Origin of the sequence: Pseudomonas sp. LG1D9 (assembly GCF_002949995.1) — a bacterium.
Taxonomy (GTDB): domain Bacteria; phylum Pseudomonadota; class Gammaproteobacteria; order Pseudomonadales; family Pseudomonadaceae; genus Aquipseudomonas; species Aquipseudomonas proteolytica.
In genome coordinates, this window is sequence record NZ_CP026881.1 from 4,156,374 (window position 1) to 4,182,198 (window position 25,825).

At 62.7% G+C, this 25,825-nt stretch carries 24 protein-coding genes; 14 read left to right on the forward strand and 10 right to left on the reverse strand.

The window, feature by feature from the left end; all coding sequences use genetic code 11:
• Positions 1–9: 9 nt before the first annotated feature.
• Positions 10–324: a helix-turn-helix transcriptional regulator gene (locus C5F71_RS19420; protein ID WP_029297039.1), complete on the reverse strand. Its 315-nt coding sequence runs from the start codon at positions 322–324 to the stop codon at positions 10–12.
• 154 nt (positions 325–478) lie between these two features.
• Between C5F71_RS19420 and C5F71_RS19425 the strand changes: the two genes are divergently transcribed.
• Positions 479–1,060, forward strand: a complete 582-nt coding sequence (locus tag C5F71_RS19425) for an ACP phosphodiesterase (RefSeq protein ID WP_104911748.1) — start codon at positions 479–481, stop codon at positions 1,058–1,060.
• 27 nt (positions 1,061–1,087) lie between these two features.
• Here C5F71_RS19425 and C5F71_RS19430 read toward each other — a convergent pair whose 3' ends face one another.
• Positions 1,088–1,882 (reverse strand): lysophospholipid acyltransferase family protein, encoded by a 795-nt coding sequence (locus C5F71_RS19430; protein WP_104911749.1) that lies wholly within the window; start codon positions 1,880–1,882, stop codon positions 1,088–1,090.
• Positions 1,882–2,637: an L-ornithine N(alpha)-acyltransferase gene (gene olsB, locus C5F71_RS19435; RefSeq protein WP_029297033.1), complete on the reverse strand. Its 756-nt coding sequence runs from the start codon at positions 2,635–2,637 to the stop codon at positions 1,882–1,884. Before olsB ends, C5F71_RS19430 begins: the two co-directional genes overlap by 1 nt.
• A 130-nt stretch (positions 2,638–2,767) precedes the next feature.
• Between olsB and C5F71_RS19440 the strand changes: the two genes are divergently transcribed.
• The 9 genes from C5F71_RS19440 (at position 2,768) to C5F71_RS19480 (ending at position 12,014) form a co-directional block, all read left to right on the forward strand.
• A complete protein-coding gene (locus tag C5F71_RS19440) occupies positions 2,768–3,643 on the forward strand; it encodes an acyl-CoA dehydrogenase family protein (protein ID WP_104911750.1) in 876 nt (291 codons plus the stop codon).
• Positions 3,644–3,781: 138 nt separating this feature from the next.
• Entirely contained in the window at positions 3,782–4,864 is a 1,083-nt protein-coding gene (locus C5F71_RS19445; protein ID WP_104911751.1) for a serine hydrolase, read from the forward strand.
• Complete coding sequence (locus tag C5F71_RS19450) at positions 4,861–5,175, forward strand: hypothetical protein (protein ID WP_029297027.1); 315 nt, start codon at positions 4,861–4,863, stop codon at positions 5,173–5,175. Before C5F71_RS19445 ends, C5F71_RS19450 begins: the two co-directional genes overlap by 4 nt.
• A 108-nt stretch (positions 5,176–5,283) precedes the next feature.
• A complete protein-coding gene (locus C5F71_RS19455; RefSeq protein WP_104911752.1) occupies positions 5,284–6,459 on the forward strand; it encodes a M20 aminoacylase family protein in 1,176 nt (391 codons plus the stop codon).
• Positions 6,460–6,517: 58 nt separating this feature from the next.
• Positions 6,518–7,828 carry a citrate-proton symporter gene (locus C5F71_RS19460; RefSeq protein WP_029297023.1) on the forward strand — a complete coding sequence of 437 codons (1,311 nt, stop codon included), beginning with the start codon at positions 6,518–6,520 and terminating at the stop codon, positions 7,826–7,828.
• The gene (locus tag C5F71_RS19465; protein ID WP_104911753.1) at positions 7,825–9,267 is read left to right on the forward strand and encodes an amidase; all 1,443 of its coding nucleotides are present in this window, start codon (positions 7,825–7,827) and stop codon (positions 9,265–9,267) included. Before C5F71_RS19460 ends, C5F71_RS19465 begins: the two co-directional genes overlap by 4 nt.
• A 63-nt stretch (positions 9,268–9,330) precedes the next feature.
• Positions 9,331–10,101, forward strand: a complete 771-nt coding sequence (locus C5F71_RS19470) for an IclR family transcriptional regulator (RefSeq protein WP_029297019.1) — start codon at positions 9,331–9,333, stop codon at positions 10,099–10,101.
• A 163-nt stretch (positions 10,102–10,264) separates the two neighbouring features.
• Positions 10,265–10,855 carry a YceI family protein gene (locus tag C5F71_RS19475; RefSeq protein ID WP_104911754.1) on the forward strand — a complete coding sequence of 197 codons (591 nt, stop codon included), beginning with the start codon at positions 10,265–10,267 and terminating at the stop codon, positions 10,853–10,855.
• A 1-nt stretch (position 10,856) separates the two neighbouring features.
• Positions 10,857–12,014 (forward strand): phosphatidylserine/phosphatidylglycerophosphate/cardiolipin synthase family protein, encoded by a 1,158-nt coding sequence (locus C5F71_RS19480; RefSeq protein ID WP_092234153.1) that lies wholly within the window; start codon positions 10,857–10,859, stop codon positions 12,012–12,014.
• Between the two features lie 359 nt (positions 12,015–12,373).
• Here the strand turns inward: C5F71_RS19480 and bglX are convergent, their stop codons facing one another.
• Complete coding sequence (gene bglX / locus C5F71_RS19485) at positions 12,374–14,665, reverse strand: beta-glucosidase BglX (RefSeq protein ID WP_104911755.1); 2,292 nt, start codon at positions 14,663–14,665, stop codon at positions 12,374–12,376.
• Between the two features lie 253 nt (positions 14,666–14,918).
• Here bglX and C5F71_RS19490 point away from each other — a divergent pair, with 253 nt between their 5' ends.
• The 4 genes from C5F71_RS19490 (at position 14,919) to C5F71_RS19505 (ending at position 18,487) form a co-directional block, all read left to right on the forward strand.
• The gene (locus tag C5F71_RS19490) at positions 14,919–15,527 is read left to right on the forward strand and encodes a LemA family protein (protein WP_029297013.1); all 609 of its coding nucleotides are present in this window, start codon (positions 14,919–14,921) and stop codon (positions 15,525–15,527) included.
• A complete protein-coding gene (locus C5F71_RS19495; protein ID WP_371923397.1) occupies positions 15,524–16,252 on the forward strand; it encodes a YgcG family protein in 729 nt (242 codons plus the stop codon). The genes C5F71_RS19490 and C5F71_RS19495 overlap by 4 nt, the downstream gene beginning before the upstream one ends.
• 28 nt (positions 16,253–16,280) lie before the next feature.
• Positions 16,281–16,898 (forward strand): TPM domain-containing protein, encoded by a 618-nt coding sequence (locus C5F71_RS19500; RefSeq protein WP_029299129.1) that lies wholly within the window; start codon positions 16,281–16,283, stop codon positions 16,896–16,898.
• Between the two features lie 371 nt (positions 16,899–17,269).
• Positions 17,270–18,487, forward strand: coding sequence for an SAM-dependent methyltransferase (locus C5F71_RS19505; RefSeq protein WP_104911756.1), 1,218 nt, complete (start codon positions 17,270–17,272; stop codon positions 18,485–18,487).
• Between the two features lie 97 nt (positions 18,488–18,584).
• Here the strand turns inward: C5F71_RS19505 and C5F71_RS19510 are convergent, their stop codons facing one another.
• The 6 genes from C5F71_RS19510 to C5F71_RS19535 all read right to left on the reverse strand — a co-directional run bounded on the left by C5F71_RS19510 (position 18,585) and on the right by C5F71_RS19535 (position 25,730).
• On the reverse strand, positions 18,585–19,475 hold the full coding sequence (locus C5F71_RS19510) for a DMT family transporter (protein WP_070995791.1): 891 nt from the start codon (positions 19,473–19,475) through the stop codon (positions 18,585–18,587).
• Positions 19,476–19,663: 188 nt separating this feature from the next.
• Entirely contained in the window at positions 19,664–22,231 is a 2,568-nt protein-coding gene (locus C5F71_RS19515; RefSeq protein ID WP_104911757.1) for a TonB-dependent receptor, read from the reverse strand.
• 118 nt (positions 22,232–22,349) lie between these two features.
• Positions 22,350–23,318, reverse strand: a complete 969-nt coding sequence (locus C5F71_RS19520; protein ID WP_104911758.1) for a FecR domain-containing protein — start codon at positions 23,316–23,318, stop codon at positions 22,350–22,352.
• Complete coding sequence (locus C5F71_RS19525; RefSeq protein WP_104911759.1) at positions 23,315–23,854, reverse strand: RNA polymerase sigma factor; 540 nt, start codon at positions 23,852–23,854, stop codon at positions 23,315–23,317. The genes C5F71_RS19520 and C5F71_RS19525 overlap by 4 nt, the downstream gene beginning before the upstream one ends.
• A 180-nt stretch (positions 23,855–24,034) precedes the next feature.
• Positions 24,035–24,922, reverse strand: a complete 888-nt coding sequence (locus tag C5F71_RS19530) for a dihydrodipicolinate synthase family protein (protein ID WP_104911760.1) — start codon at positions 24,920–24,922, stop codon at positions 24,035–24,037.
• Positions 24,923–24,947: 25 nt separating this feature from the next.
• Entirely contained in the window at positions 24,948–25,730 is a 783-nt protein-coding gene (locus C5F71_RS19535) for an aldolase (RefSeq protein ID WP_029299117.1), read from the reverse strand.
• Positions 25,731–25,825 lie beyond the last annotated feature (95 nt).

Here is a 25,825-nt window from a genome sequence, read left to right on the forward strand (position 1 = left end):
AGGGGTCCTTTACAGCGGGGGGCTGAGTTCTTCGGTGATGGCTTGGATAAACGCTTGGATCACGTCTTCATTGCGGCGGAAAAAGTGCCATTGCCCGGCTTTCTGGCTACTGATCAAGCCTGCGCGTTGCAGGGTGGCCAGGTGTGCCGACACGGTGGATTGGGACAGGCCGCAGCGCTGGTCGATCTGGCCGGCGCAGATGCCGTACTCGTGGTTGTGCACTTGCTCGGGGAACTGCACTTTCGGGTCTTTCAGCCAGTTGAGAATGTCTCGCCGTACTGGGTGTGCCAGGGCTTTTATTATTTCGTCGAGGTCAATGGACATGGCAGGGCTCGGTATTGGTAAAACGTTATATCGCGATGAGGCGAACTTTAAATCGCTATATCCCGATATACCAATACGATTTTGATCTTGTTACCAGATAAATCGGTATATCGGGTTATAACGATACGTTGATGGCAGTGCTAAACTGCGCGCCATGAATTATCTCGCACATCTGCACCTTGGCGGCCAACTTCCTGCACAACTGCTGGGTAGCCTCTATGGCGATTTCGTCAAAGGCCGCCTACAGGGCCAGTACAGCCCGCAAATCGAGGCAGCAATCCAACTGCATCGCTCGATCGACCGCTTTACCGACAGCCATCCACTGGTCGGGCAGGCATTGTCACGCTTCACCCTGACCCGGCGGCGCTATGCGGGGATCGTCCTCGACGTGTTCTTCGACCATTGCCTGGCGCGGGATTGGGCCCAGTATGCCGACCAGCCGCTGGAGCGCTTTACCTCCCAGGTTTACCGGGTACTGGCGGCCGAACCGCAGCTGCCGGGGCGCCTGGCGCAGATTGCGCCCTACATGGCGGCTGATGACTGGCTGGGCTCCTACCGCGAGTTTGCGGTGATGGAGCAAGTGCTGCGGGGGATTTCCCGGCGCCTGAGCCAACCCGAGGAACTGGGCCAGGCGATGCAGGAACTGCGGCTGTTGTATGAGCCGTTGAGCGAGGACTTCCGGGTGTTCTATCCCCAACTGCAGGTATTTTCCGCCCAACACACTACCTCTATGTAGGAGCCAAGCTCGCTCCTACAGGGAGGCTCAGGCAGCGGCCAGTGTGCCTATATGTCTTGGTTCGGCTGGCAGGACCGCCTCGCCGAACAACGCCTTGTGCACCGCCTGCTGCGCCTGATACGCCAGCGCTGCACGCTCCTGGCCGGCGCAGGCAATCGGCTTGAGCAGATGAATCTCAACGTCGCCCTGATCATTGCCAAACAGGCGCATCAGGTGCGAGAGCAAATCATCATCACCAATAAACGGTGCGAGCGGATCAATCTGCCCATCGCGCAAATACCGGATAGCCACCGGTTGCAGCGCAACATCGGCATCAATCGCACTGGCCAGTAGCCGACCATGGAAGGTGCGCAGGCTGCGGCCATCGGTGGTGGTGCCTTCAGGGAACATCAGCAGCGGGTGTTTTTGCTGCAGATGACGGGTCATCTGCTTGCGGATCAATTGGCTGTCACCCGAGCCACGGCGGATAAACAGACTGCCGGCCTTGGCCGCCAGCCAACCGGCCACCGGCCAGGTACGCACCTCGGCCTTGGACAGGAACGACAGCGGCGTCACCATGCCCAGCAGCGGGATGTCGGTCCAGGACACATGGTTGCTGACCCACAGCATCGGCTGTTGCGGCATTTCGCCATGCACGCTCACGCGAAAGGGCAGGGCATTGCTCAAGCGCGCCATGAAAAACCGCGACCAGCGCTGGCGCCGCACCATGGAGTTGGCAACCCCCAGGCGCTCGAACAGACCAAACACCCCGGCCATGCTCAAGCCCAGGCTTACCACCAGCAGCACGCGGGCGATCCGCCCGTAGACCCGCAGGCGCCCCATCACATGGCCGCCTTGAAGTGGCGGGCATAACGCGGGCACAACTCGTCGCGCTTGAGCAGGATGAACACGTCAGCCACCTGGAAATCCTCGTCCCAGCATGGCTCACCGCAGATCTTCGCGCCCAGGCGCATGTAGGCCTTGAGCAGCGGCGGCATTTCGGCGATGACGTTGGACGGCAGGTCCAGGCTCGGCAGCGGTTTTTTCGGTTCGGCGCGCAGGTGTTCGTTGCACAGGTAGCGTTCGCGCAGGCGCTGCATGATTGCGTGGGCCTGGATGCCACCGTCGTGCATCGGGATGCTGGCGCAGCCCATCAGGTAGCTGTAGCCGCCCTGGTTGAGCACTTCGGCCAGTTCGCCCCACAGCACCGCGATGGTGCCGCCGTTGCGGTAGGCCGGGTCGACGCAGGTACGACCGATCTCCAGGATCGGCCCTTGCAGATGCAACAGGCCGTGGAGGCTGAATTCTTCTTCGCTGTAGAACCGGCCCAAGGTGCTGGCCGCCTGGTGATCCAGCAGCCGGGTAGTGGCAACCAGTCGCCCGGTGTTCAAGTCCCGTACGCCAATGTGGCTGCAGTGAACATCATAGTCATCCATGTCCAGGCCCAGCTCCGCGCCTTTCAGCTTGGCATTGAACTCGCCGCTGAAAACGGTGAAACGCAGGGCCTGGGCTTCCTGCAAAGCCTGGGCGCCGATCAGGCGTTCGGCTTGCAGACGGCGTTCATTGCCGGTGTCACTGATGCGGGCGATCTGAGTCATGGCGAGTCTCCAGGTGCCGGCCAGGGTTGCGGCCAGTCGACTTTGTTGTGCAAAGTCAGGCTATGTACCCCCGGTGTCATCTCCATGAATCTACGGTGACGCTTAGATGACAGCCCCCAAGGAGCCCTCCATGCCCTGGCACGCTTTGCTCGATCGACCCGACCGACTGCCCGTCCACGCCAACCTGGCCGAGGGCTACAGCGTTTTATTGCAACGCCTGGGGCAGGTGACGCCCTTCGAATTGGCAACCCAGGGTGCGCGCCTGATGGCCACGCCCGGCCTGGCGTTTCTGGTGGGTTATCAAGCAGCTTTGCGCGCGTTATGGCCCAGCGCGCCCCACAGCCTGGGCGCCTTGTGTGCGACCGAACAGCGCAGCCTGCGCCCAGTGGACATGCAAACGCGCCTGGACGACTTGCGTCTGAGCGGGCGCAAGGACTTCGTCACCGCCGGCGATGCCGCCGACTGGCTATTGGTCGCCGCGCGTTGCGAGGCCGCCGATGAAAAACCGCGCCTGAGCCTGGCAGTAGTGCTGGCCGGCGAACCCGGCGTACGCGTCGAGCCCTTGCCCGCGATCCCGTTGATGCCCGATATCAGCCACGGGCGCGTCCACCTCGACCATGCCGCCTGCGAGCGTTTGCCAGGGGATGGCTGGGACGACTACGTCAAACCCTTCCGCACGCTGGAAGACACCTATGTCTTGAGCGCGATGACCGCCTGGCTGCATGGCATCGGCCAGGAGTGTGATTGGCCCCAGACCCTGCGTTTGCAGTTATTGGCGTTGCTGGCCGGCTGCGCCGAAGTCATTCGCCAGCCCACGGCCTCGGCGGCAGGGCATGTGTTGTTGGGGGGATTGTTTGCGCAGTTCGAGGCGCTGAAGCCGCAGGTCAATCAAGCGATGAGTGAAGGGGCGTGGGCCGCCATGTGGCAGCGCGACCAAGCCGTGCTGGACCTTGCCGCCAGCGCCCGGGCCAAGCGCCTGGAAAAAGCCCTGAACCCATCCCCTTGAGCTTATGTGGCGAGCCCGCTCGCCACGACAGCTTTAGCTGCTTGGGTTTATGCGGCGCGGCAAACCGATGGCCTTGTCGCCAAACCGTCATTTATCTGCATTAGGCTCGCGGGTTTGAATGCCCCCGAGTGCTTGTCCATGGTCAAAGGCCTGCTGTGCGTCGCCATGCTGCTGTTCACCGCTACCGCACACGCCCAGGCCTGGCCGGCGAAGGATTGGGCCCAGGGCGCGCAATTGACCGGCCCCGCCGTGAAGGCCCTGGAGGACTATGCCTTCCCGGCCCGCAATGACCTCACCCGCCAAGGCATCCGCACCGACGCGTTGCTGGTGATCCGTGACGGCGAAGTCATTTATGAACGCTACGCCGCGCCCACTACCGCCAGCACGCCGCACCTGACCTGGTCCATCAGCAAAAGCCTGATGGCCACGGTATTGGGCGTTGCCTACGGCGAAAACCGCTTCAAGCTCAGCGACCCGGTCGCGCGTTTCTATCCGCCGATGAAGCAACACCCGAGCATCACCCTGGCGCACCTACTGAACTGGACCTCGGGCCTGGACTGGCAGGAAGACTACGAATACGCGCCGCTGAAATCCTCGGTGGTGGCCATGCTCTACACCCGTGGCCATGCCGATATGGCGGAGTTTTCCGCCGACACTCCTACCTTCGCTGCAGCGGGCCAGGCGTTTCGCTACTCCAGCGGCGACAGCAATCTGGCGTCCGCCGCCCTCAAGGGCATGCTTGGCCATAAGGCGTATGTCGATTACCCGTGGACCGCGCTGTTCACGCCCTTGGGGATTGGCAGCGCCACCTGGGAAAGTGACGCCAATGAAACCTTTGTCGCCTCGTCCTATGCCTACATGACTGCCCGCGATCTGGCGCGCATTGGCTTGTTGATGGCGCGGGACGGGCGCTGGGGCGAGCGGCAATTGCTGCCCAAGGCGTGGGTCGACTTCAATCGCCAACCCCTGGCGCAGTACATCGCGGGCCAGGACGAAGCGGTGCCCGGCGGCCACTGGTGGCTCAACCGTCAAGTGCAGGGCGCTGCCCGGCCCTGGCCGGATGCGCCCGACGATACCTTCGCGGCCCTGGGCCACTGGGGCCAGGCGTTGTATGTGTTGCCCCAGGCAAGGTTGGTGATCGTGCGTTATGGCGATGACCGCGATGGCAGCTATCGCCACAATGAACTGCTCAAGCGCGTGCTTGCGGCGGTGCAGCCATGATCCGTCGTCGGCCGTTTATCAGCCTGTTTCTCCTGTTGTTGCTCGCGGTGCTGGGTTGGACCTGGCACGAGCGCGTCAACCTGCAAGCCTTCCCCGACATCATTGCCGCCTACACCGCCAAGGAGTACTGCTCGTGCCGGTATGTGGCGGGCAACCCGGCTGACTATTGCCTGGGCTATGTGAAGCAATACATCCCCACCAGCGCCTTTGCCGATCACCCGGATACGCGCCTGGTCACCGCCAGTGGCCTGGGCCGCAGCCACAGCGCCCAATGGCTGGGCGAGCGCCAGGGCTGTCGCCTGCTGCCCTGAGGTTCCACAGGGTGGAACCACCTTTGATTGTCCTCGCACGCCCATCGCGGTTATCTGTGGCGGTGCCACAAAAAAGAACGGGAATACCCGCCTGCGAGGAGAGTCACCATGAGCCCACACCAGCACATCCTGGATTGGCTGAGCGATGTCGCCAGCGACCTGCACGCCGTGCGCCAGGATATCCACGCCCACCCCGAACTGGGGTTTGAAGAAAACCGCACCTCGGCCTTGGTCGCCCAGTCCCTGAAAAACTGGGGTTATGAAGTGCATACCGGCATCGGCCAGACCGGCGTGGTCGGCGTGCTGCGCAATGGCAGCAGCTCGCGCACCCTGGGGATTCGGGCCGACATGGACGCCTTGCCGATCATCGAAAACACCGGCGTCGCCTACAGCAGCCAACACGCCGGCTGCATGCATGCCTGCGGTCACGACGGTCACACCACCATGCTGCTGGGCGCCGCGCGCTACCTGGCGGCGACGCGTCAGTTCGACGGCACCCTCAACCTGATTTTCCAGCCGGCCGAAGAAGGCCAGGGCGGCGCCGAAGCGATGCTCGCCGATGGCTTGCTGGAGCGCTTCCCCTGTGACGCGCTGTTCGGCATGCACAACATGCCCGGCTTGCCTGCCGGCCACCTGGGCCTGCGGACCGGGCCGATGATGGCTTCCCAGGACCTGCTCACCGTGACCCTCGAAGGTGTCGGCGGGCACGGCTCCATGCCGCACCTGACCATCGACCCGCTGGTCGCCGCCGCCAGTACGGTCATGGCCTTGCAGACGGTAGTGGCGCGCAACATCAATGCCCAGGAAGCGGCGGTGGTCACGGTCGGCGCCCTGCAAGCGGGGCAAGCGGCCAACGTGATCCCCCAGCAGGCCGTATTGCGCCTGAGCCTGCGCGCCCTCAATGCACCGGTGCGCGAGCAGATGCTGGAGCGGGTCAAGGCGATCATCCAGACCCAGGCCGAGAGCTTTGGCTGTACCGCGCAGATCGAACATCGCCCGGCCTATCCGGTGCTGGTCAACCATGGCGACGAAACCGAGTTCGCCCGCCAGGTCGGCATTGCCTTGCTTGGTGAAGCGGCGGTCGACGCCAATACACCCAAGCTGATGGGCAGCGAAGACTTCGCCTGGATGCTCCAGCGCTGCCCCGGCAGCTACCTGTTTATCGGCAACGGCGTGTCGCGGCCGATGGTCCACAACCCTGCCTATGACTTCAACGACGAGATCCTGCTGACCGGTGCCGCCTACTGGGGTGCCTTGGCCGAGAGCTGGCTCAAACCGGCCTGAACCCCTGCCTTTTTCCTGCCGCTGGACCTTTCCTCAACAGGTTGAATGGAGTGTTCTCATGCAGACTTCAATAAAAGGCGTGTCCCGCACCCGGCAAGTGGTAGCGGCGGTGGTCGGCAACGCGCTGGAGTGGTACGACTTCATCGTCTACGGCTTTCTGGCCAGCATCATCGCCCGGCAGTTCTTCCCCTCGGACGACGAATACGCCTCGCTGTTGATGGCCCTGGCCACTTTCGGCGTGGGTTTCTTCATGCGCCCGGTGGGCGGCATCCTGCTGGGCATGTACGCCGACCGCAAAGGCCGCAAGGCCGCCATGCAACTGATTATCCGCTTGATGACCGTGTCTATCGCGCTGATCGTATTTGCCCCCAACTACGCCGCCATCGGCATGGGCGCGCCGCTGTTGATCGTGGTGGCGCGCATGCTCCAGGGCTTTGCCACGGGCGGTGAATATGCCAGCGCCACGGCATTCCTGGTGGAAAGCGCGCCGGCCCATCGCAAGGGCCTGTACGGCTCCTGGCAATTGGTCGGGCAGTGCCTGGCGGTGTTTGGCGGCGCGGCGATGGTCGCGTTGGTCACGCACTTTTTTACTCCAGAAACCCTCGACTTGTGGGGCTGGCGCCTGCCGTTTGTGTTCGGCCTGCTGATCGGCCCGGTGGGCTTGTGGATTCGCCGGCATATGGAAGACCCGGAGGAATTTATCGAGGCGCGCAAACAGGCCACCGGCCCGGCGCCGAGCCTGATGACGGTGCTGCGTGAGCATCGGCGCAGCATCCTGGTGAGCATGGGCCTGGCCTGTGGCGCGACGGTGTCCTTCTACGTGGTGCTGGTGAATATGCCGACCTTCGCCCACAAGAACCTGGGCCTGCCCCTGGACCAGGTATTGATGGTGCAGATGTTCGCCGTGGCGCTGATGACCGTGGTGATTCCGCTGTCTGGCCTGCTGTCCGATCGCCTGGGGCGGCGGCCGGTGTTGATGGGCTTCACCCTGGCGTTTTTCGTGATGGTTTACCCGCTGTACGTGTGGGTCGCGGCGGCGCCGTCCATCGAGCGGTTGCTGGTGATGCAAGTGATGTTGTGCATCGCCATCGGCGGCTTCTTCGGCCCGGCGCCGACGGCCCTGGCCGAGCAGTTTCCCATCGAGGTGCGCTCCACCGGGGTGTCAGTGGCCTACAACGTGGCGGTGATGGTGTTTGGTGGCTTTGCTCCGCTGATCGTCACCTGGCTGAGCAAAGAGCTGGGCACCCCGGTGGCCCCGGCGTTTTATGTGCTGTTCGCTTGCGTCCTGACGCTGCTGGGCACTTACTGCATGCATGAGGCGCCGAGGGCCGCAGCACCGGCGCGCTTTACCAAGGGAGTGAAACCTTGAACATTGTTGAGCTCGATGCAATTGCGTTGTCCCAGGCGATCCACGCCCGGCAGGTGTCGTGTCACGACGTGATGCAGGCTTATCTGGCGCAGATTGCGCGTTTCAACCCGTCGGTCAATGCCCTGGTGTCGTTGCGCGACGAAGAGCACGTGCTGGCCGAGGCCCGGGCCTGTGACCGAGAGCTGGACCAGGGCCGCTCCCGTGGCTGGATGCATGGCATGCCCCAGGCGATCAAGGATCTGGCAGCAACCAAGGGTTTGTGCACGACCATGGGCTCGCCACTGTTCGCCGAACAGGTGCCCGCTGAAGACGCCATCGCCGTGGCGCGGGTACGGGCCAGTGGCGCGATTATCATCGGCAAGAGCAACGTGCCTGAATTCGGCCTGGGCTCGCAGACCTACAACAGCGTGTTCGGCACCACCGGCAATGCCTACGACCCCGCCTTGGTGGCCGGCGGCAGCAGCGGCGGGGCGGCGGTAGCGTTGGCGCTGCGCATGCTGCCGGTGGCCGACGGTAGCGACATGATGGGCTCGCTGCGCAACCCTGCGGCGTTCAATAACGTGTTTGGCTTGCGCCCGTCCCAGGGCCGCGTGCCCCATGGGCCGGCGCCGGAGGTGTTTGTCCAGCAGTTGGCCACCGAAGGCCCGATGGGCCGCAGCGTGGCGGATGTGGCGCGGTTGTTGAGCATCCAGGCGGGCTTTGATGCGCGGGTGCCGTTGTCGCTCAAGGACGATCCGAGCGTATTCGGCGCGCCGCTGGCCCGCGACTTCAAGGGCGCGCGCCTGGGGTGGCTGGGGGATTACAACGGCTATCTGCCGATGGACGATGGCGTGCTTGGCCTGTGTGAATCAGCCCTCGGCGATTTCAGTGCGTTGGGCTGCGAAGTGGAAGGCTGCCAGCCGGACTTTTCCATGGAGCGCCTGTGGCACACCTGGCTGGTGCATCGTCATTGGCTGGTGCAGGGCGCGCTGGGGGCGGCGTATGCCGACCCGCAAAAACGTGGGTTGCTCAAGCTGGAAGCACAGTGGGAAGTGGAGGGCGGCCTGCAGCTGAGCGCAGCGGATGTGTATCAGGCCTCGTTGGCGCGCAGCGAGTGGTACCGCGCCCTGGCCAAGTTGTTCGAGCGTTACGATTTTCTGCTGTTGCCCAGTGCCCAAGTGTTCCCTTTCGATGCACAACAGCACTGGCCGCGCGTCGTTGGAGGGCGAACCATGGACACCTATCACCGCTGGATGGAGGTAGTGATCGGCCCGACATTGGCCGGCCTGCCGAGCATGAGTGTGCCGGTGGGCTTCAACCCCCAAGGCTTGCCCATGGGCCTGCAAATCATCGGCCCGGCCCAGGCGGATCGCGCCGTACTGCAACTGGCCTACGCCCATGAGCAACTGACGCATTGGGTCCAGCGCCGCCCTCCGCAATGCTTGAGGGCGAACGCCTGAGGGGAGGGCGGCCTGTATCTTGCTGTGAAATTCGATCATCCATCAGCAACCGGGAGATCAGCCATGGGCAGCAACGCCGACACGGGGACTGTGCGTTCAGTGGAGCGGGCACTGGCCATCATTGAGTTGCTCGGCGAGCACCAGGCCCTGGGGCTTGAGGAACTGCATTACCTGACGCGCCTGCCCAAGGCCACGGTGTCGCGGATGTTGCTGACCTTGCAGGAGCAGGGCTGGATCTACCGTGGCCTGAGCGACCGGCGTTATCGCATCAGCGCCCAGCGCCTGTTCGGCGATACCCAGCAACGTTTCAAGCGCCGCCTGGTGGAGTGTGCGGCGCCGTGGCTGCTGGAACTCAGCGAGCGCACCGGGTTGGTGGCGGACTTGTCGAACTTCGACGGCGAGCGCCTGGAAGTCATGGAAAGCGCGATCCCCACGGTGCTGCGCAAGCTCTACCCCAACAACTGCCAGATCGTCGGCCAGCATGCCAGCCTGTTCCATTCGGCCATGGGCAAGGCGTGCCTGGCCGAGTTGGCGGCGGATGAAGTCCAGCGCCTGGCCAGCCGCGAGCATGTGCCGGCCGACGATCAGTACCGTGCGTGCGAGCAATCCCAGCACCAGGGGTTTGGCCAGCGTACCGAAGGGTACTGGGAGTATCCGGTGCGCTTGCCATTCCTGATCCGCGCGGTGGCGCTGCCGGTGCGGGCCAATGGGCGGCTGGTGGGGAGCATGGCGTTGCATTGGCCGATGCACCAGGCGCCGGTGGAACGGGTGTTGAGTCTGCATCTGGCTAGCCTGGAGGCGACGGTGCAAGGCGTGCAGCACGCACTGGCCTGAAGCGGCACCCTCCTTGTAGGAGCGAGCTTGCTCGCGAAAAACCTGGGCACACCGCGAGTATCCAGGATGCACGCGTTAGCGTTGACGATTTTCGCGAGCAAGCTCGCTCCTACAAAGGGTCTTTGCTACTGTTCGAGCAGGTTTTTCTCCGCGCGAGTGTTTAATGTTCAACGTATCCGTCTTCAAACCCCTGGCCTTCCTGCTACTGGCCGCCATCGCCGTGCCTGTGCAGGCCGCCTGGTACCTGGATAACGAATCCTCAAGGCTGTCGTTCGTCACCACCAAAAACACTGACCTGTCTGAAGTCCAGCGCTTCCTGGTGCTGCACGGCAAGGTCGATGACAAAGGCGCAGCGCAGTTGGAAGTCGAGCTGGAGTCGGTCAACAGCGGCATCCCGCTGCGCGACGAGCGCATGCGCAACGACCTGTTCCAGATCAAGACCCACCCCGATGCGCTGATCAACGCTCAAATCAACCTGCAACCTATCAACGACCTGGCCACCGGGGCACAGTTGGAGTTGCGCCTGCCGCTGTCGGTCACCCTGCATGGCAAGACCCAGACCTACAACGCCGAACTGCTGGCGACACGCCTGGATGACCGGCGTTTCCAGGTGGTGACCCTGGAGCCGCTGGTGTTGCACGCCAAGGATTTTGACTTGCTCTCTGGCGTAGAGACTTTGCGCAATGCTGCCGGGCTGGACGCGATCAGCCTGTCGGTGCCGGTGGGTGCGGTGCTGATTTTCACGGCGCGCTGACATGAGCGGCGCGGTGTTCCCCTGGCGCAGCGCCAACCGCTTCGAATTGCTGATCGACGGCCCGAACTTTTTCCCGCAGATGCTGGTGGCGATCGCCCGCGCCGAACGCCAGGTGGAGCTTGAGCTGTATCTGGTGGAGGCGGGTGCCTGTGCCGAGCAGATGGTCAAGGCGCTGGTGCACGCGGCCGAGCGTGGGGTCCAGGTGCGCTGCCTGTTCGATGACTACGGCAGCCTGGCATTTACCCTGGGCCTGCGGCGCCGCTTGACCGATGCCGGGGTGGAGCTGCGCTTCTACAACCGCCTGCGCTGGCGCCGTTGGATGCGCAACCTCTACCGCGACCACCGCAAGCTGCTGCTGGTCGACCAGAGCATCGCCGTGGTGGGCGGCACCGGGGTCACCGATGAGTTCTGGACGCCAGGGCAGGACACCTGTGAGTGGCACGAAGTCATGGTGCAAATCAGCGGCCCGCTGGTGCTCGACTGGCAAGCCCTGTTCGACCGCCAGTGGCGGGTCAACGACCACCGCCGTGCCTGGAAGCCAGCCACGCATTTTGGTTTGCCGCGCCTGCCCAAAGTACCGGCGACCGGCCCGGGCCTGGGGCGGGTGGCGTATGCCGACGCGGGCCAACATCGGGACATTTTGCAATCGCTGATCCGCGCCCTGAACAGCGGCCAGCGCCGTATCTGGCTGGCCACGCCGTACTTCTTGCCCACCTGGGGCGTACGCCGGGCCCTGCGCCGCGCAGCCGGGCGCGGTGTGGATGTACGCCTGCTGCTGACCGGGCCACGCACCGACCATCCTTCGGTGCGCTACGCCGGGCACCGTTATTACCCGCGCCTGCTCAAGTCCGGGGTGCAGATCTTCGAATACCAGCCCTGTTTCCTGCACCTGAAGATGGTGCTGGTGGACGATTGGGTGAGCATCGGCTCGTGCAATTTCGATCACTGGAACCTGCGCTTCAACCTGGAGGCCAACCTGGAAGCCTTGGATCCGGAGTTGACGCTGGCGGTGGCGGGCAGCTTCGAGCGCGATTTTGCCCAGAGCCAGGCGGTCAGCCTGGAGGCATGGAAGGCCCGGCCATTGTGGCGGCGGGTCAAACAGCGGGTGTGGGGCTGGATTGATCGGTTGGTGGTCAACCTGCTGGATCGAAGAGGCTAGGGAGCACACCGCCAATCCAATGTAGGAGCTGGCTTGCCTGCGATGGCCATAAGTATCTACACAACTTTCAGAAACTGACGAACTCCCCCGTGGCGAGCGGGCTTGCCCCGCGCTGGGCTGCGAAGCAGCCCCAATAAGCCGAATGCGTTGTACCAGATACACCCCAGCGGCTGGTTTTGGGGCTGCTTCGCAGCCCAGCGCGGGGCAAGCCCGCTCGCCACAACTTCGCTATCTGCCTGGATTTAAGCGTTGCGGCAAAGTTGTGTAGATACCTATGCTGCGATGGCGGCACCTCGGTCTATCAGTGCCACCGAGGTGTTGCCATCGCAGGCAAGCCAGCTCCCACATACCGCTTCAAATCACAGCAGTTCGAAACTCTGCTGCTGCACGTCCTGAGAGTCCAGGCCGATCTGCACATTGAACTGGCCAGGTTCGGCCGCGAACTTGAGCTGGGTGTTGTAGAACTTCAAGTCATCCTCGGTAATGCTGAAGTGCACCACCTTCGATTCGCCGGCCTTGAGCAGGATCTTCTGGAAGTTCTTCAACTCCTTGATCGGGCGGATCATCGAGCCGGCCACGTCCTGGATGTACAACTGCACCACGGTTTCGCCATCCACCTTGCCGGTGTTTTTCAGGATGACACTGGCGTCGAGCTTGCCGGTCTTGTTCAGGGTGGTGGACGACAGCGCCATGTCCGACAGGCTGAAGCGGGTGTAGCTCAGGCCATAACCAAACGGATACAGCGGGCCTGTGGTGTCATCGAAGTACTGCGAGGTGTAGTTGCCCGGTTTGCCCGGCGTGAATGGCCGGCCAATGGTCAGGTGGTTGTAGTAGGTCGGAATCTGCCCCACGGAGCGTGGGAAGGTGATCGGCAGCTTGCCCGAGGGGTTGTAGTCACCGAACAGCACGTCGGCAATCGCATTGCCGCCTTCGGTACCGGCGAACCAGGTTTCCAGGATCGCGTCGGCTTGCTGGCTCTCTTCGAGGATCGACAGCGGCCGGCCGTTCATCAGCACCAGGACCAGCGGCTTGCCCGTGGCTTTCAAGGCCGTGATCAGGTCGCGCTGGCTTTGCGGGATGTTCAGGTCGGTACGGCTCGATGACTCGTGGGACATGCCACGGGACTCGCCCACGGCGGCTACCACCACATCGGCGTTTTTCGCGGCCTTGACCGCTTCGTCGATCAGCACCTGGGCCGAGCGCGGATCATCCACCACTTCCGGGGCATCGAAATTGAGGAAGTTGAGGTAGTCCACCACCGCCTTGTCGCTGGTGATGTTGGCGCCACGGGCGTAGATCACTTTGCCCTGTTCACCGATCACCGCGTTCATGCCGTCCAGCAGGGTCACCGATTGCGCAGGTTTACCGGCGGCGGCCCAACTGCCCATCATGTCGATGGGTGCCTTGGCCAGCGGGCCGACCAGGGCGATGGTCGCGGATTTCTTCAGGGGCAGGGTGTCGTTCTGGTTTTTCAGCAACACCAGGCTGCGCCGCGCAACGTCGCGGGCTTCGCTGCGGTGCAGGCGGCTTTCGGCATAGGTGTCGGCCGGATCGTCCTCGGCCTTGCCGATACGCAGGTACGGGTCGGCAAACAGGCCCATGTCGTACTTGGCACCGAGCACTTCACGCACGGCGTTGTCGATGTCTTTTTGCTCGATCTCGCCGGATTTCAGCAGCCCTGGCAACTCCTTGCCGTAGAGCTGGTCGTTCATGCTCATGTCGATGCCGGCCTTGATCGCCAGCTTGGCCGCTTCGCGACCGTCCTTGGCGACGCCGTGCTTGATCAGCTCGAAGATCGCACCGTGGTCGCTCACGGTCAGGCCCTTGAAGCCCCACTCTTTACGCAGCAAATCGTTCATCAGCCAGGTGTTGGCGGTGGCGGGCACGCCGTTGATCGAGTTCAACGCCACCATCACGCCGCCGGCGCCGGCCTTGATCGCGGCGTGGTAGGGCGGCAGGTAGTCCTGGTACATCTTGACCGGGCTCATGTCGACCACGTTGTAGTCGCGCCCGCCTTCCACCGCGCCGTACAGGGCGAAGTGCTTGACGCTGGCCATGATGCTGTCGGCCTGGGCCGGGCTCGTGCCCTGGAAGGCCTTGACCATCACTTCGCTGATGCGCGACACCAGGTAGGTGTCTTCGCCGAAACCTTCGGAGGTGCGGCCCCAGCGGGCGTCGCGGGAGATATCGACCATCGGCGCGAAGGTGATGTCGAGGCTGTCTGCCGCCGCTTCTTTAGCGGCAATGCGCCCGGAGCGGCCGATGGCGTCCATGTCCCAGCTTGAGGCCAGGGCCAGGCTGATCGGGAAAATGGTGCGGTGGCCGTGGATCACGTCATAGGCGAAGAACATCGGGATCTTCAAGCGGCTGCGCATGGCCGCGTCCTGCATCGGACGGTTTTCCGGGCGGGTGATGGAGTTGAACGTGCCACCAATGCGCCCGGCGGCGATTTCCTTGCGGATCATCTCCCGCGGCATTTCCGGGCCGATGCTGATCAGGCGCAATTGGCCGATCTTTTCATCCAGGGTCATCTGCCCGAGCAGGTCGCTGACGAACGCGTCCTTGTCCTTAAGCGCAGCGGGCTTGGTCTCGGCAACGACGGAGTGACTGGCCAGAGTGGCAACAAGGCCCAGCAAACACAGCTTTTTCATGAATATCCTTTTTCGGCGTACTGCGCAGCGTCACGTAAACACTGCTCGGCCAAAATGTGGGGAGCGACTATTGTTGTTCGGGTGTTGTGTGGGTACATACCGCACACTTGCGGGCTCTTTATGAACTATCCATAAAGAAGGGCATCTTTTAGCTGATTGGCTCGCTGTAATCCAGTAGTGGCGGATTATGCCCCAAGCGCGTGATGTATAGGGTCAGTCGTCAAATTCCATAAGGTTGGTCAGGAGACACACCATGCAAGCAGCACAGACTATTCGATGGGGCTGGAAAGCCGCGGCCCTGCTACTGATCAGCAGCGTGCTGAGCGGTTGCGGCATCAACAAGATCCCGACCCTGGACGAACAGGTCAAGGCGGCCTGGGCCCAGGTGCAGAACCAGTATCAACGGCGCGCCGACCTGATCCCCAATCTGGTCGAAGTGGTCAAGGGCTACGCGGCCCATGAGCAGGACACTCTCACCGCCGTGATCGAAGCGCGCGCCAAGGCGACCTCGATCCAGGTCGATGCCAGCACCCTCGACAACCCGGAAAAACTCAAGCAGTTCCAGCAAGCCCAGGAAGGCCTGAGCGGTGCCCTCAGCCGCCTGATGGTGGTGTCCGAGCGCTATCCGGACCTCAAGGCCAACCAGAACTTCCTGGCCCTGCAATCGCAGCTTGAAGGCACCGAAAACCGCATCAGCGTGGCCCGTCGCGACTTTATCGCCGCCGTGCAGGCCTTCAACACCGAGATCCGCACGTTCCCAGGCCGCCTGTGGCACAGCGTGATGTACAGCGACTTGCCGGTGCGCGCCAACTTCGAGGCCACCAGTGCCGATGCCGATAAAGCGCCACAAGTGAAATTCTGATGACCCTGCGTGCTGGGTGGCTGGCGGCGCTGCTGCTGGCCGTGAGCCTGACTGCCCAGGCGGCGCCGGATTTTCCGGCGCTGACCGGACGGGTGGTCGACAACGCGCAGATGATCGACCCGCCGGTGCGTGCGCAACTGAGCCAGCAATTGCAGGCGCTGGAGCAGACCAGCGGCGACCAGATCGTGGTGGTCACGGTGCCCGACCTGCAAGGCCTGCCCATTGAAGACTTCGGTTATCAACTGGGTCGGCACTGGGGCATCGGCCAGAAGGGCAAGGACAACGGTGCGCTGTTGATCGTGGCTCGCGACGAGCGCCAGTTGCGCATCGAAGTGGGCTACGGCCTGGAAGGCGTACTCACCGATGCGCAGTCATGGGTGATCATCAACCAGGTGATTGCGCCCAAGTTCAAGGCGGGCAATTTCACCCAGGGCATCAGCGACGGCGTGGCCGCCATGATCCAGGTGGTTGGTGGCGAGCCGCTGGCCGTGCCGGCCCATGTGGCTGATCCCAACTTCGCCAAGGACAACCCGGTATTCTCCATCGGCTTGTTCATTCTGTTGCTGGTGGTGTTGTGGCTGTGCAACCGCATGGGCCTGCCGGTAGGCGCCATTTTGCTGGCGATTCTCAGCAGCAGTGGGCGTGGCGGCGGCGGTGGCGGGGGCGGTGGCTTCAGGGGCGGCGGTGGCGGTTTTGGCGGCGGCGGGGCTTCGGGTGGCTGGTAATGACAATAACTAAAGAGCATCTACAACCATGGCTTTACTGACAGAACACGAGCAGCGCCAAGTGGCCGAAGCGATCGCCAGGGTCGAGCAACAGACCGACGCCGAACTGGTGACCGTGCTGGCCGCCCGCGCCGACGACTACGCCTACATCCCGCTGCTGTGGGCCAGTGTGGTGGCGTTGGTGGTGCCGGGGATCGTGCATTACCTGTCGGGCTGGTTGACCATGCACACGCTGCTGCTGGCGCAATGGGCGACGTTCATTGTGCTGTGCCTGGTGTTCCGCCTGCCGGCCATCACCACCCGCCTGATCCCGCGCTCGGTGCGGCATTGGCGCGCGTCGAACCTGGCACGCCGGCAGTTCCTGGAGCAGAACCTGCACCACACCCTGGGCAGCACCGGGGTACTGATTTTTGTCAGCGAGGCCGAGCGTTACGTGGAGATCCTGGTGGATGACGGGATTTCCCAGCGCCTGGATGACAGCAGTTGGGATGCCATCGTCAAGACGTTTACCCAGCAGGTGAAACAGGGGCAGACGTTGACCGGGTTTATCACCTGCATCGAGGCCTGTGGCGAACTGCTCAAGGTGCATGTGCCCCAGACCCACACCCGTAACGAACTGCCCAACCGCCTGATCGTCCTCAAGTAACCGGTGGCCACCACCTTCTGTAGGCGCTGGCTTGCCAGCGATGCAGGCATAGGTATCTACACAACAATCCAAACAGATCGGGCTGCTGTGGCGAGCGGGCTTGCCCCGCGCTGGGCTGCGAAGCAGCCCCAAAAAGCCCGACGCGTTTTTTCAGATAAATCGCGATGACCGGGTTTAGGGCTGCTTCGCAGCCCAGCGCGGGGCAAGCCCGCTCGCCACAGGGCAAGTCGTCAGTTTCTGAACGTTGTCTGGGTAGCTATGCGCAGCCCCCACATTTTGAATTGTGCTGACCGTTGGGCAAATTACTCCGTGCCCTGAGCCCCCATCCCCCCTAAAATGCCCGGCATTCCCTGCCCGAGGCGTTTTTGTTCATGTCTGTCACCCCTAAACCGGCCACCCCCGCGCCGGATCATCACGCCCAGTTCATCGAACTGCTGCGCGCAAGCCTTGAGCAGAATGCCTTTATCAAGCTGGTGCTGGCCAAGTACGTGGGTGAAGAAACCGAATTGCAACGCCTGATCATCAAGCCGGTGACGGTCAAGGAGCAGGCGTGCCTGTCTTTTGTCTATCGTTACAAGACCCGTGATATCACCAAGAATTTCCCCCTCGAAGACGCCGTCGCGACGCTTGCCGCGCTGTTGCCAGCCTCGTTCAAGAACGCCCATCTGCTGTCATTGACCGACGAGGCGCAGTTGGAATACAGCAAGAAGAACAAAAGCTCGCTGTTCAAGAGCAAACCCCAGCAACTGCGTGAAGCACCATCGGCCGAACACAACCGCGAGAAAAACCGCTTCCTTGACCTGACGCGGCCGTTTCTCGCCGACCTGGGCGTGACCAACGCCAAGCACGAGCTGATCCCGGCGATGTCGCGCAAGTGGAAGCAGATCAACAAGTTCATCGAGGTGTTCAGCCATGCGCTGACCTCATCCCCCTTGCAACTGGACCGGCCAGTGCGGGTCGCGGATTTTGGTTCGGGCAAGGGCTACCTGACGTTCGCCATCCACGACTACCTGCGCAACACCCTCAAGGCCGACGGCCAGGTGACGGGCGTGGAGTTGCGCGAAGACATGGTCACCCTGTGCAACAACGCCGCCGCTCGCCTGGAACACCCGGGGCTGGTGTTCAAGTGCGGTGATGTGCGCAGCGTGGCGCCCAGCGAGCTGGACGTGATGATCGCCCTGCATGCCTGCGACATCGCCACCGACTATGCGATTCATACCGGCATCCGCTCCGGGGCGTCGATCATCATGTGCTCGCCGTGCTGCCACAAACAGATCCGCTTACAGATCCAGAGCCCGGCGCTGCTCAAGCCGATGCTGCAATATGGCCTGCACCTGGGCCAGCAGGCGGAAATGGTCACCGACAGCTTGCGCGCGTTGTTCCTGGAAGCCTGTGGCTATGAGACCAAGGTGTTCGAGTTCATCTCCCTGGACCACACCAACAAGAACAAGATGATTTTGGCGGTCAAGCGTGCCGAGCCTTCGGATAACGCGCAGTTGCTGGAGAAAATCCGCGAATTGAAGGCGTTCTACCAGATCAGCGAGCACTGCCTGGAAACCCTGCTACGCGCCGATAACTACCTGCCCTGAAGACAATGTAGGAGCGGGCTTGCCCGCGATGACGGAGTGTCAGTCGATATAGTGGGCGGCTGAACCACCGCTTTCGCGGGCAAGCCCGCTCCCACATTTAGAGTGTATGCGGCTTGGCCGGCTGCACAGCCGTCTTGCGCCCCAGCATCACCGTCACGATCACCCCGCAGGCAAACAGCCACGTAATCGGCTCGATGTGCTCACCAAAAAACAGCGCGGAAAAGGCGATGGTGAAGAAGATCTGCAGAAGTTGGATCTGGCTGACCCGCGCGATTCCGCCCATGGCCAGCCCGGCGTACCAGGCAAAGAACCCCAGGAACTGCGAAAACAGCGAGACGTAGCCAAACGCCCACCAGGTGCGGGCCGAAATCGCGCCTTCGTGTTGCAGCGCCAGGTACGCCACCGGCCCGATCAACAGTGGCGTCGACAGCACCAGCGCCCAGCAGATCACCTGCCAGCCGCCCATCTCCTTGGCCAACCGGCCGCCTTCGGCATAGCCCAGGCCACCCACGGCAATTGCCCCAAGCATCAGCAAATCACCGGCCTGGATGCTACCGGCGCCGCTGATCAGCGCATAACCAAGCACCAACGCACTGCCCAGCGCCGCGCAGGCCCAGAAGGCTTTTGACGGCCGTTCATGGGACAACCACGCCGCATACAACGCCACGCACAGAGGTTGCAGGCCGTTGACCAGGGCGCCGTGGGAGGCGGGCAGGGTTTGCATGGCCCAGGCCGACAACACCGGGAAGCCGAGGATCACCCCTGCAATCACCAGGCTCAGGCCGCGTACCTGGCGCCAGGTCGGCCAGGCTTCGCGGCGCCACAGCAACAGCAAGGCTGCCGGCACCGCCGCGAACAACGCGCGGCCCAGGCCATTGAGCAACGGATGGATTTCCTGCACCACGATGCGGGTGAAGGGCAGGGTCAGGCTGAAGATGATGACGCCGAGCAGGCCTAAGGCCATGCCGGTATTTTCGCGCGAGTTCATGGGAACAACCGGATCGAATGGGCTGGAAGAGGCTGCCCATCTAGCCACAAAGCCCGCACGGCGCGGGCTTACAGCTGGGTGCAGATTGAACCGTACAGTTCCCGTAGGAGCCGGCTTGCCGGCGATGGCGCCCGTAAAACAACGCTTGGCTCAAGGGCCTCATCGCCGGCAAGCCGGCTCCTACAGCGTTAGAAGAACCGCGTTACGCTGATCTTGGCATTGCGTCCGACGCTGGTGGCGCTGTCGCCACTCAAGGCCGGCATGTAGCTGCGGTTGAACAGGTTGTCGACGGTGAAGTTGACTTCGGTCCCCTTGAGGTACGGCTGTTGCGGTGTCCATTTGGCGAACAGGCCCTGGGTGTCGTAGCTGGCGTTGGGGTACTGGTCGTAGAAACTGTCGCCGAAGCCGCTGTTCAGGCCGCTCGAATATTTGTCGCTGGGCAGGCGATCGGTCTTGCGCACGAACTGGCCTTGCCAACCCACTTGTGCGTCCCAGGCAGGAATCTTGGTGCCCAGCATCGCGACCCATTTGGCCGGTGGAATGTCACGGGCCCACACGTGGATGTCGGTCGCCCACGGGTTGGTGTAGGGGTTTTCGCGTTTGCCGGTGGCCCACGAGTAGCTCAGGGAGCCGAACAGGTAGGTCGAGTCGTAGTAGCCTTCGAGCTCGAAGCCCTTGATGGTCATGCTGCCGACGTTGCGGTAGTTGGTCTTCGACGCCATGTCGGTGCAGACCTTGGCGATGGAGCCTTCCATGTAGTTCTGTTGCTGGCAGCCGAGGCCGGTGGCCTTGAAAATCTCGTCTTCGATCTTGTTGTGGAACAGCGTCGTGCGCAGTTGCAGGCTGTCGCCGCTGGCAATCACGTTGGCGAAGTTGGTGATGTTGCCCACGGTGATGGCGGTGATGCGTTCCGGGTCGAGGTTGCGGCTGGTGGAGGTGCGGCTGCCCAGGCCCTGGACTTCGTATTGTTCGTCGATCACCGGCGCGCGCCAGGTCTTGCTCCAGTTGGCGAACATCACCACGTCCGGGGTGACCTTCCAGAACGCTGCCAGGCGCGGCGACCAGCCGGCATAGGTGCGGTCGCTGTAGTCGTGGCCGAAGGCCGGGTCGGGGTTGCTGTAGTACGGCGCGTCGTTGGCTTTGCCACGGTTGACCACGTGGTCATACCGCAGGGATGGGGTGATGGTCACGTCGCCCAGGGTTACGGCGTCCTGGATGTAGAACGCATGGGTGTCGACCTTGCCGTGGGGCATGAACGCCGGTTGGAAATGCCCGTAGTTGTACTCAGGCGTGTCGTACTTTTCACCGGGCATCCAGCTTTCGGTATCGCGGATGTGCTTGCGGATCTGCACGCCGGTGGTCAAGGCATGGTCCAGCGGGCCCGTGTTGAAGAGGCTGATGTTGCGCAGTTCGAGAATCTTGTCGGTGTAGGCGGTGTCCATCTTGCGCCCGCCCGTGGATAAGCTCGTCACGGCCGTGGCATCGCGTGTGTCGGTCTGGTCGGTGTTGGACTCCGAATAGCTGAGCTTCATGTCGATCAGCGGGTTACCCAGGGGCTGGTATTCGTACTTGCCCGACCAAGTGGTATCGACGGTGTGGCGGTTGGCCAGGAACCGTCTGACGGCAGCGTCATAGCCATAGCGGTCGATATCGGCCTTGCGCGGTGGCGATGGGTAACTCCTGGCCGAAAACGGCGTCCAGCGTTCGCTGTTGGCCCGGGAGTAGGAGAAACCGAGGCTGTGCTCATCGGTGAGGTACATGTTCAGTTTGAACAGTTGACCGTCCACATCTTGTGCGCTGTTGGGCAGGCGCTGCGGGTTGATCGGGTAGTCCTTGCTGTCGTAGTCGCGCTTGTCGGCCAGCTTCATGTCGCCGCCGTCGCGCTTGGTCAGGTAGGCCAGGGCGTCGATGCGACCGTCGTCGGTGCGGCCATACACGGCACCGCTGTAGACCTGTTCGTGGTCGTTGCTGGCATACCCATACTTGAGCATCGCACCGCTGTTGCGTCCGTCCTTGAGCAGGTCTGGCGCATCCTTGGTGACCATGTTGACCGTACCACCGAAGCCTCCGTTGCCGGTGAAGGCCGAGTGCGGGCCTTTTTCCACCTCGACACTCTTGATCATCTCGGGCTCGATAAACACGGTCCCTTGCTGATAGCGCTCGAAACCGCTTTTGGCCGCGCCATCGACGGTCATCGGCACGTCTTCGGCCTCGCCCATCCCGCGAATGTTGATGATCTGTCCGCCAGGCTTCATCGAGCCGCCCATGGTCACCCCTGGCAGCGTCTGTACCAGGCTGGCGATGTTGTTGGGTTGCAGGCGGTCGATATCGGCCTGGGACAGGGTCGAGCGTCCAACGGTGCTGGCATCGACTTGATTGCCGGTACCGATCACGCTCAAAGCGTCCAACTGCACGCTGGTGCTGTTGGTGGTGCGGCTTTCTTCGGGGCGCACGACATAGGTGCTGCCGACTTTGATCAGGGTGAATTCGCCGGTCTTGAGCAGGGTGCGGATCGCTACTTCGGGGGTGTAATCACCGTTGATCGCGGGCGCCTGGACATTTTTCAGCAGGTCCTCATCGAACAGCAGCTGGATTTTCGCCTGTTGCGCCACCTGGCTCAGGGATGTGGCCAGCGGTTGGGCCGGCAGTTGCAGTTTGAGCGACTCGGCCTGGGCCGTGAGGCTGACGGCTAGGCAGGCGGCGATGAGTGTCGGTCGAAGAGACAGGTGCAGGGCAAGGCAAGGCGCGCGAAACATGAAATCCCCCAAGGCGGCTAAATAGCCAAAAAAGGCATGCGTATCAAACGCAGACCGGAGGAAGACGCGGCAGGAAAAAAAATCCTCACATGCGAATGCAAAATATTCTCAAATGGCGCTACTTACGTGCTTCGATACGGACCCTGCCGTCGGCCAGGGGCACGGTTTTCACCGGCAGCAAGGCAGGCAGTGCGTTGAGCAGCGCATCCGGGTCGTTGACATCGAGATTGCCGGAAACCTTCAGTTGCGCCACTGGGCCATCGGCCAACACCACGGCCTTGGGCCGATACAGGCTCAGCTCATCCAGCAGGCTGGCCAGCTCGCGGTTGCGAAAGGACAAGTGGCCGCTGCGCCAGTCGGCGACTTCGCCAGCGGCCAGGGTTTGCTGCTGCATGGAGCCCTTGGCGTAGCTGTAGGTCGCCCGTTGTTGAGCGCTGAGCAGCACGGCGCTGGCGTTCTGGTCGGGGGCGAAGGCGACGGTCCCGTGGGCCACGCTGACCACCAGTTGCTGCTGGCTGCGACGCACGTCAAACGCAGTGCCCACCACCCGCACGTCGGCCTCGCCCGCGCGCACGAACAGAGGCCGCTCCTTGTCGGGCGCCACCTCCACGTACAACTGGCCCTGGTCCAGATGGATCACGCGGCGATGGGCATCGAAGTCCACCCGCAAGCGGGTGCTGGCGTTGACGTACAAGGTGCTGCCATCCGGCAGGTCCAGGGTGCGCATGCCTTTGGCCTGCGCCGCGACCTCGGTGTGATAGAGCCCACGCGGGGCCCCCAGGTTACTGGCGAGCAACGCGCAGACCAGCGCGGCAGCCAACGCCAGCGCCGGGCGCCAAGGCGCGGGTTTGCGCGTGGGCAGGGGCACGGGTTTGTTCAGTTGCTGCAGTTCGCCAAGGTCGGCCCACAGCTGTTCGAATTCGGCGTAGGCGCGCGCATGGGCCGGCACGGCGTGCCAGGCGGCGAAGGCCTTGCGGTCCTGCGTGCCAACTTCGTTGCGATTGCGTGCAAACCAACTGGCTGCCTGGGCATCGATGGTGTCGTGCTCATCAATTCCGTGGCCGTCGCGGGTGCTCAAGCGGGTCATTCTGGCTGCTCCTTGCCCGGGTCTTTTTGAAGTCGCTGCTTGCAGTGCAGCAGGGCAAAGGCGATGTGCTTTTCCACCATGCTGATCGAAACGCCCATGCGCTCGGCGATCTGCGCCTGGCTCAGGCCTTCGAAGCGGTGCAGCATAAGGGCTTCTCGCCTGCGGGGCGAGAGTTCGGCGAGGACTTCTTTCAACTGTTCCAGGCGTTGGATGCGTTGAGCGGCGGCCATGGGATCGTTTTGCTCGTCGGTGACAGGCTCGGCGTCCCATTCGGCCTGTTGATGGTGGACGCTGTGCCGCACCTTCTGTTTGCGCCAATGGTCACGCAACAGGTTGCGTGCCATCTGAAACAGAAAGGCCCGTGGCTGCTCGACCTTGGTCCGGTCGTTGTAGTCCAGCCATTGGGTAAAGACATCCTGGGTCATGTCCGCCGCGTCGCTGGCGTTGTCCGTGCGTCTGCGCAGGTAATGCAGGATGTCTGCATAAAACCCGCGAAAGGCGTCGGCCGACAACGGGTCGGGCTTGAAACGAGACATGGATATCCTTCTTGACGCAGCACGCTGCAGAAAAGTCGCGAATGATATCGAGAACTATTGCTATTTGTCTCCGTAAATTTAAAGGCCTATGCAATCCAATGTGGGAGCGGGCTTGCTCGCGATTGCGATGTGTCTGACCCACCGCTATCGCGGGCAAGCCCGCTCCCACAGGGTTGTGGTTTAGCTCAATGAGGTCAGCAGTTTCTGCAACTGCGCCTGGCCCGCCATGTCCAGCGGGAACACCGGCAGTCGCGGATCACCCACCTCCAGCCCGGTCATGCGCAAACCTGCCTTGATCGTCGCCGGCAAGCCACCCTTGAGGATAAAGTCCAGCACCGGCAACTGACGATAGAACACCTCCCGCGCTCGGTTGAGGTCATTGGCCAGTACCGCCTGGTACAGGTCCAGGTTGAGCTGTGGGATCAGGTTCGGCGCAGCGGTGCACCAACCCTTGGCCCCGGCGGCGAAGGCTTCCAGGGCCAGGGGGTTGCAGCCGTTGTAGAACGGCACCTGGCCTTCGCCCTGGCGGTACAGCTGGTGCATGCGCTGGATATCGCCGGTGCTCTCCTTGACCATCGTCACGTTATCAACGCTGTTGACGATCCGCAGGATCAGCTCCACGGACATATCCGTGCCGCTGGTGGCCGGGTTGTTGTAGAGCATGATCGGCACGCCGACGCTATCGCCAATGGCCGCGTAGTGCGCAAGGATCTGCGCTTCACTGAGCTTCCAGTAGGACGTCGGCAGTACCATCACCACATCAGCGCCCTCGGCTTCGGCAAAGCGTGCGCGGCGCACGGCCTTGGCGGTGGTCAGGTCGGACACGCTGACGATGGTCGGCACGCGCTTGGCGACCTTGCGGATACTGTAGGCGCTGACTTCATCCCACTCGGCATCGCTCAGGTAGGCGCCTTCACCGGTGCTGCCTAGCGGGGCGATGGCGTGCACGCCGCTGTCGATCAGACGGTCGATGGAGCGGCCCAGGGCGTCGAGGTCAAGGGTGCTGCCGTCGGCGCTGAACGGGGTGATGGTGTAGCCGATAATGCCGTGAATAGTTGGGGTGGACATGGAATGTCTCCGGTCGAAAAAGGCTTCAGTTCAGGCAATCGGCGTGTTGGCGCAGGTTCTGCCGAGCGTAGTAGTTGAACGCGGCGCCGTGGCGCTTGGGCTTGGAGATCCAGTCATGGGCCTCGCGTCCCAACTGCGGCAGGATCGGCTTGACGGTACCGGCGGCCATGGCCAGCAATTGCAGTTTGGCCGCCCGTTCGATCAATTGCGCGATCACACAGGCTTCTTCGATGGTGCTTCCAGTGGACAACTGGCCGTGGTGAGACAGCAGGATGGCGCGCTTGTCGCCCAGGGCCTCGGTGATGATTTCGCCTTCTTCATTACCCACCGGCACACCCGGCCAGGCTTCGAGGAATGCGCAGTCTTCATACAGCGGGCACAGGTCCATGTGCGACACCTGCAGCGGCACTTCGAGCATCGACAATGCGGCGATGTGGGTCGGATGGGTGTGGATGATGCAGTTCACATCCGGCCGGCCACGATAGACCCAGCTGTGAAAACGGTTGGCCGGGTTGGGCATGCCGTGGCCTTCCAACACCTCCAGGTCTTCGTTGACCAGCAGCAGGTTGCTGGCGGTGATTTCATCGAAACCCAGGCCCAGTTGCTGGGTGTAGTAGGTGCCAGGCTGCGGGCCACGGGCGGTAATCTGCCCGGCCAGGCCCGAGTCGTGGCCGTTCTCGAACAGAATACGGCAGGTCAGGGCCAGCTTTTGCCGGTCGGTCCACGTATTATCCGCCAGGGTACTTTGCATCTGGGTCAGCGCTTGCTTGACCAGTTGGTCTTTGGGGAGTGCTAATGTCTTGGCCATATCGGTGTCCTTTGGGTGGTTCAATGGACGTCGATTTGCGGGTTCCCGCTGCTCGCAAGGTCGTTGGGTTCTGCAAATGACACTAAAGAGGCTAT

What these genes read in the sequence shown, in the direction of transcription:
- C5F71_RS19480 (WP_092234153.1), top strand. Translation starts at nt 10,857, where the DNA reads ATGAGCGGCGCGGTGTTCCCCTGGCGCAGCGCCAACCGCTTCGAATTG.
- C5F71_RS19425 (WP_104911748.1), top strand. Translation starts at nt 479, where the DNA reads ATGAATTATCTCGCACATCTGCACCTTGGCGGCCAACTTCCTGCACAA.
- C5F71_RS19515 (WP_104911757.1), bottom strand. Translation starts at nt 22,231, where the DNA reads ATGTTTCGCGCGCCTTGCCTTGCCCTGCACCTGTCTCTTCGACCGACA.
- C5F71_RS19420 (WP_029297039.1), bottom strand. Translation starts at nt 324, where the DNA reads ATGTCCATTGACCTCGACGAAATAATAAAAGCCCTGGCACACCCAGTA.
- C5F71_RS19450 (WP_029297027.1), top strand. Translation starts at nt 4,861, where the DNA reads ATGATCCGTCGTCGGCCGTTTATCAGCCTGTTTCTCCTGTTGTTGCTC.
- C5F71_RS19500 (WP_029299129.1), top strand. Translation starts at nt 16,281, where the DNA reads ATGGCTTTACTGACAGAACACGAGCAGCGCCAAGTGGCCGAAGCGATC.
- C5F71_RS19475 (WP_104911754.1), top strand. Translation starts at nt 10,265, where the DNA reads ATGTTCAACGTATCCGTCTTCAAACCCCTGGCCTTCCTGCTACTGGCC.
- C5F71_RS19455 (WP_104911752.1), top strand. Translation starts at nt 5,284, where the DNA reads ATGAGCCCACACCAGCACATCCTGGATTGGCTGAGCGATGTCGCCAGC.
- C5F71_RS19445 (WP_104911751.1), top strand. Translation starts at nt 3,782, where the DNA reads ATGGTCAAAGGCCTGCTGTGCGTCGCCATGCTGCTGTTCACCGCTACC.
- C5F71_RS19460 (WP_029297023.1), top strand. Translation starts at nt 6,518, where the DNA reads ATGCAGACTTCAATAAAAGGCGTGTCCCGCACCCGGCAAGTGGTAGCG.
- C5F71_RS19535 (WP_029299117.1), bottom strand. Translation starts at nt 25,730, where the DNA reads ATGGCCAAGACATTAGCACTCCCCAAAGACCAACTGGTCAAGCAAGCG.
- C5F71_RS19470 (WP_029297019.1), top strand. Translation starts at nt 9,331, where the DNA reads ATGGGCAGCAACGCCGACACGGGGACTGTGCGTTCAGTGGAGCGGGCA.
- C5F71_RS19525 (WP_104911759.1), bottom strand. Translation starts at nt 23,854, where the DNA reads ATGTCTCGTTTCAAGCCCGACCCGTTGTCGGCCGACGCCTTTCGCGGG.
- C5F71_RS19510 (WP_070995791.1), bottom strand. Translation starts at nt 19,475, where the DNA reads ATGAACTCGCGCGAAAATACCGGCATGGCCTTAGGCCTGCTCGGCGTC.
- olsB (WP_029297033.1), bottom strand. Translation starts at nt 2,637, where the DNA reads ATGACTCAGATCGCCCGCATCAGTGACACCGGCAATGAACGCCGTCTG.
- C5F71_RS19490 (WP_029297013.1), top strand. Translation starts at nt 14,919, where the DNA reads ATGCAAGCAGCACAGACTATTCGATGGGGCTGGAAAGCCGCGGCCCTG.
- C5F71_RS19440 (WP_104911750.1), top strand. Translation starts at nt 2,768, where the DNA reads ATGCCCTGGCACGCTTTGCTCGATCGACCCGACCGACTGCCCGTCCAC.
- C5F71_RS19520 (WP_104911758.1), bottom strand. Translation starts at nt 23,318, where the DNA reads ATGACCCGCTTGAGCACCCGCGACGGCCACGGAATTGATGAGCACGAC.
- bglX (WP_104911755.1), bottom strand. Translation starts at nt 14,665, where the DNA reads ATGAAAAAGCTGTGTTTGCTGGGCCTTGTTGCCACTCTGGCCAGTCAC.
- C5F71_RS19530 (WP_104911760.1), bottom strand. Translation starts at nt 24,922, where the DNA reads ATGTCCACCCCAACTATTCACGGCATTATCGGCTACACCATCACCCCG.
- C5F71_RS19505 (WP_104911756.1), top strand. Translation starts at nt 17,270, where the DNA reads ATGTCTGTCACCCCTAAACCGGCCACCCCCGCGCCGGATCATCACGCC.
- C5F71_RS19430 (WP_104911749.1), bottom strand. Translation starts at nt 1,882, where the DNA reads ATGGGGCGCCTGCGGGTCTACGGGCGGATCGCCCGCGTGCTGCTGGTG.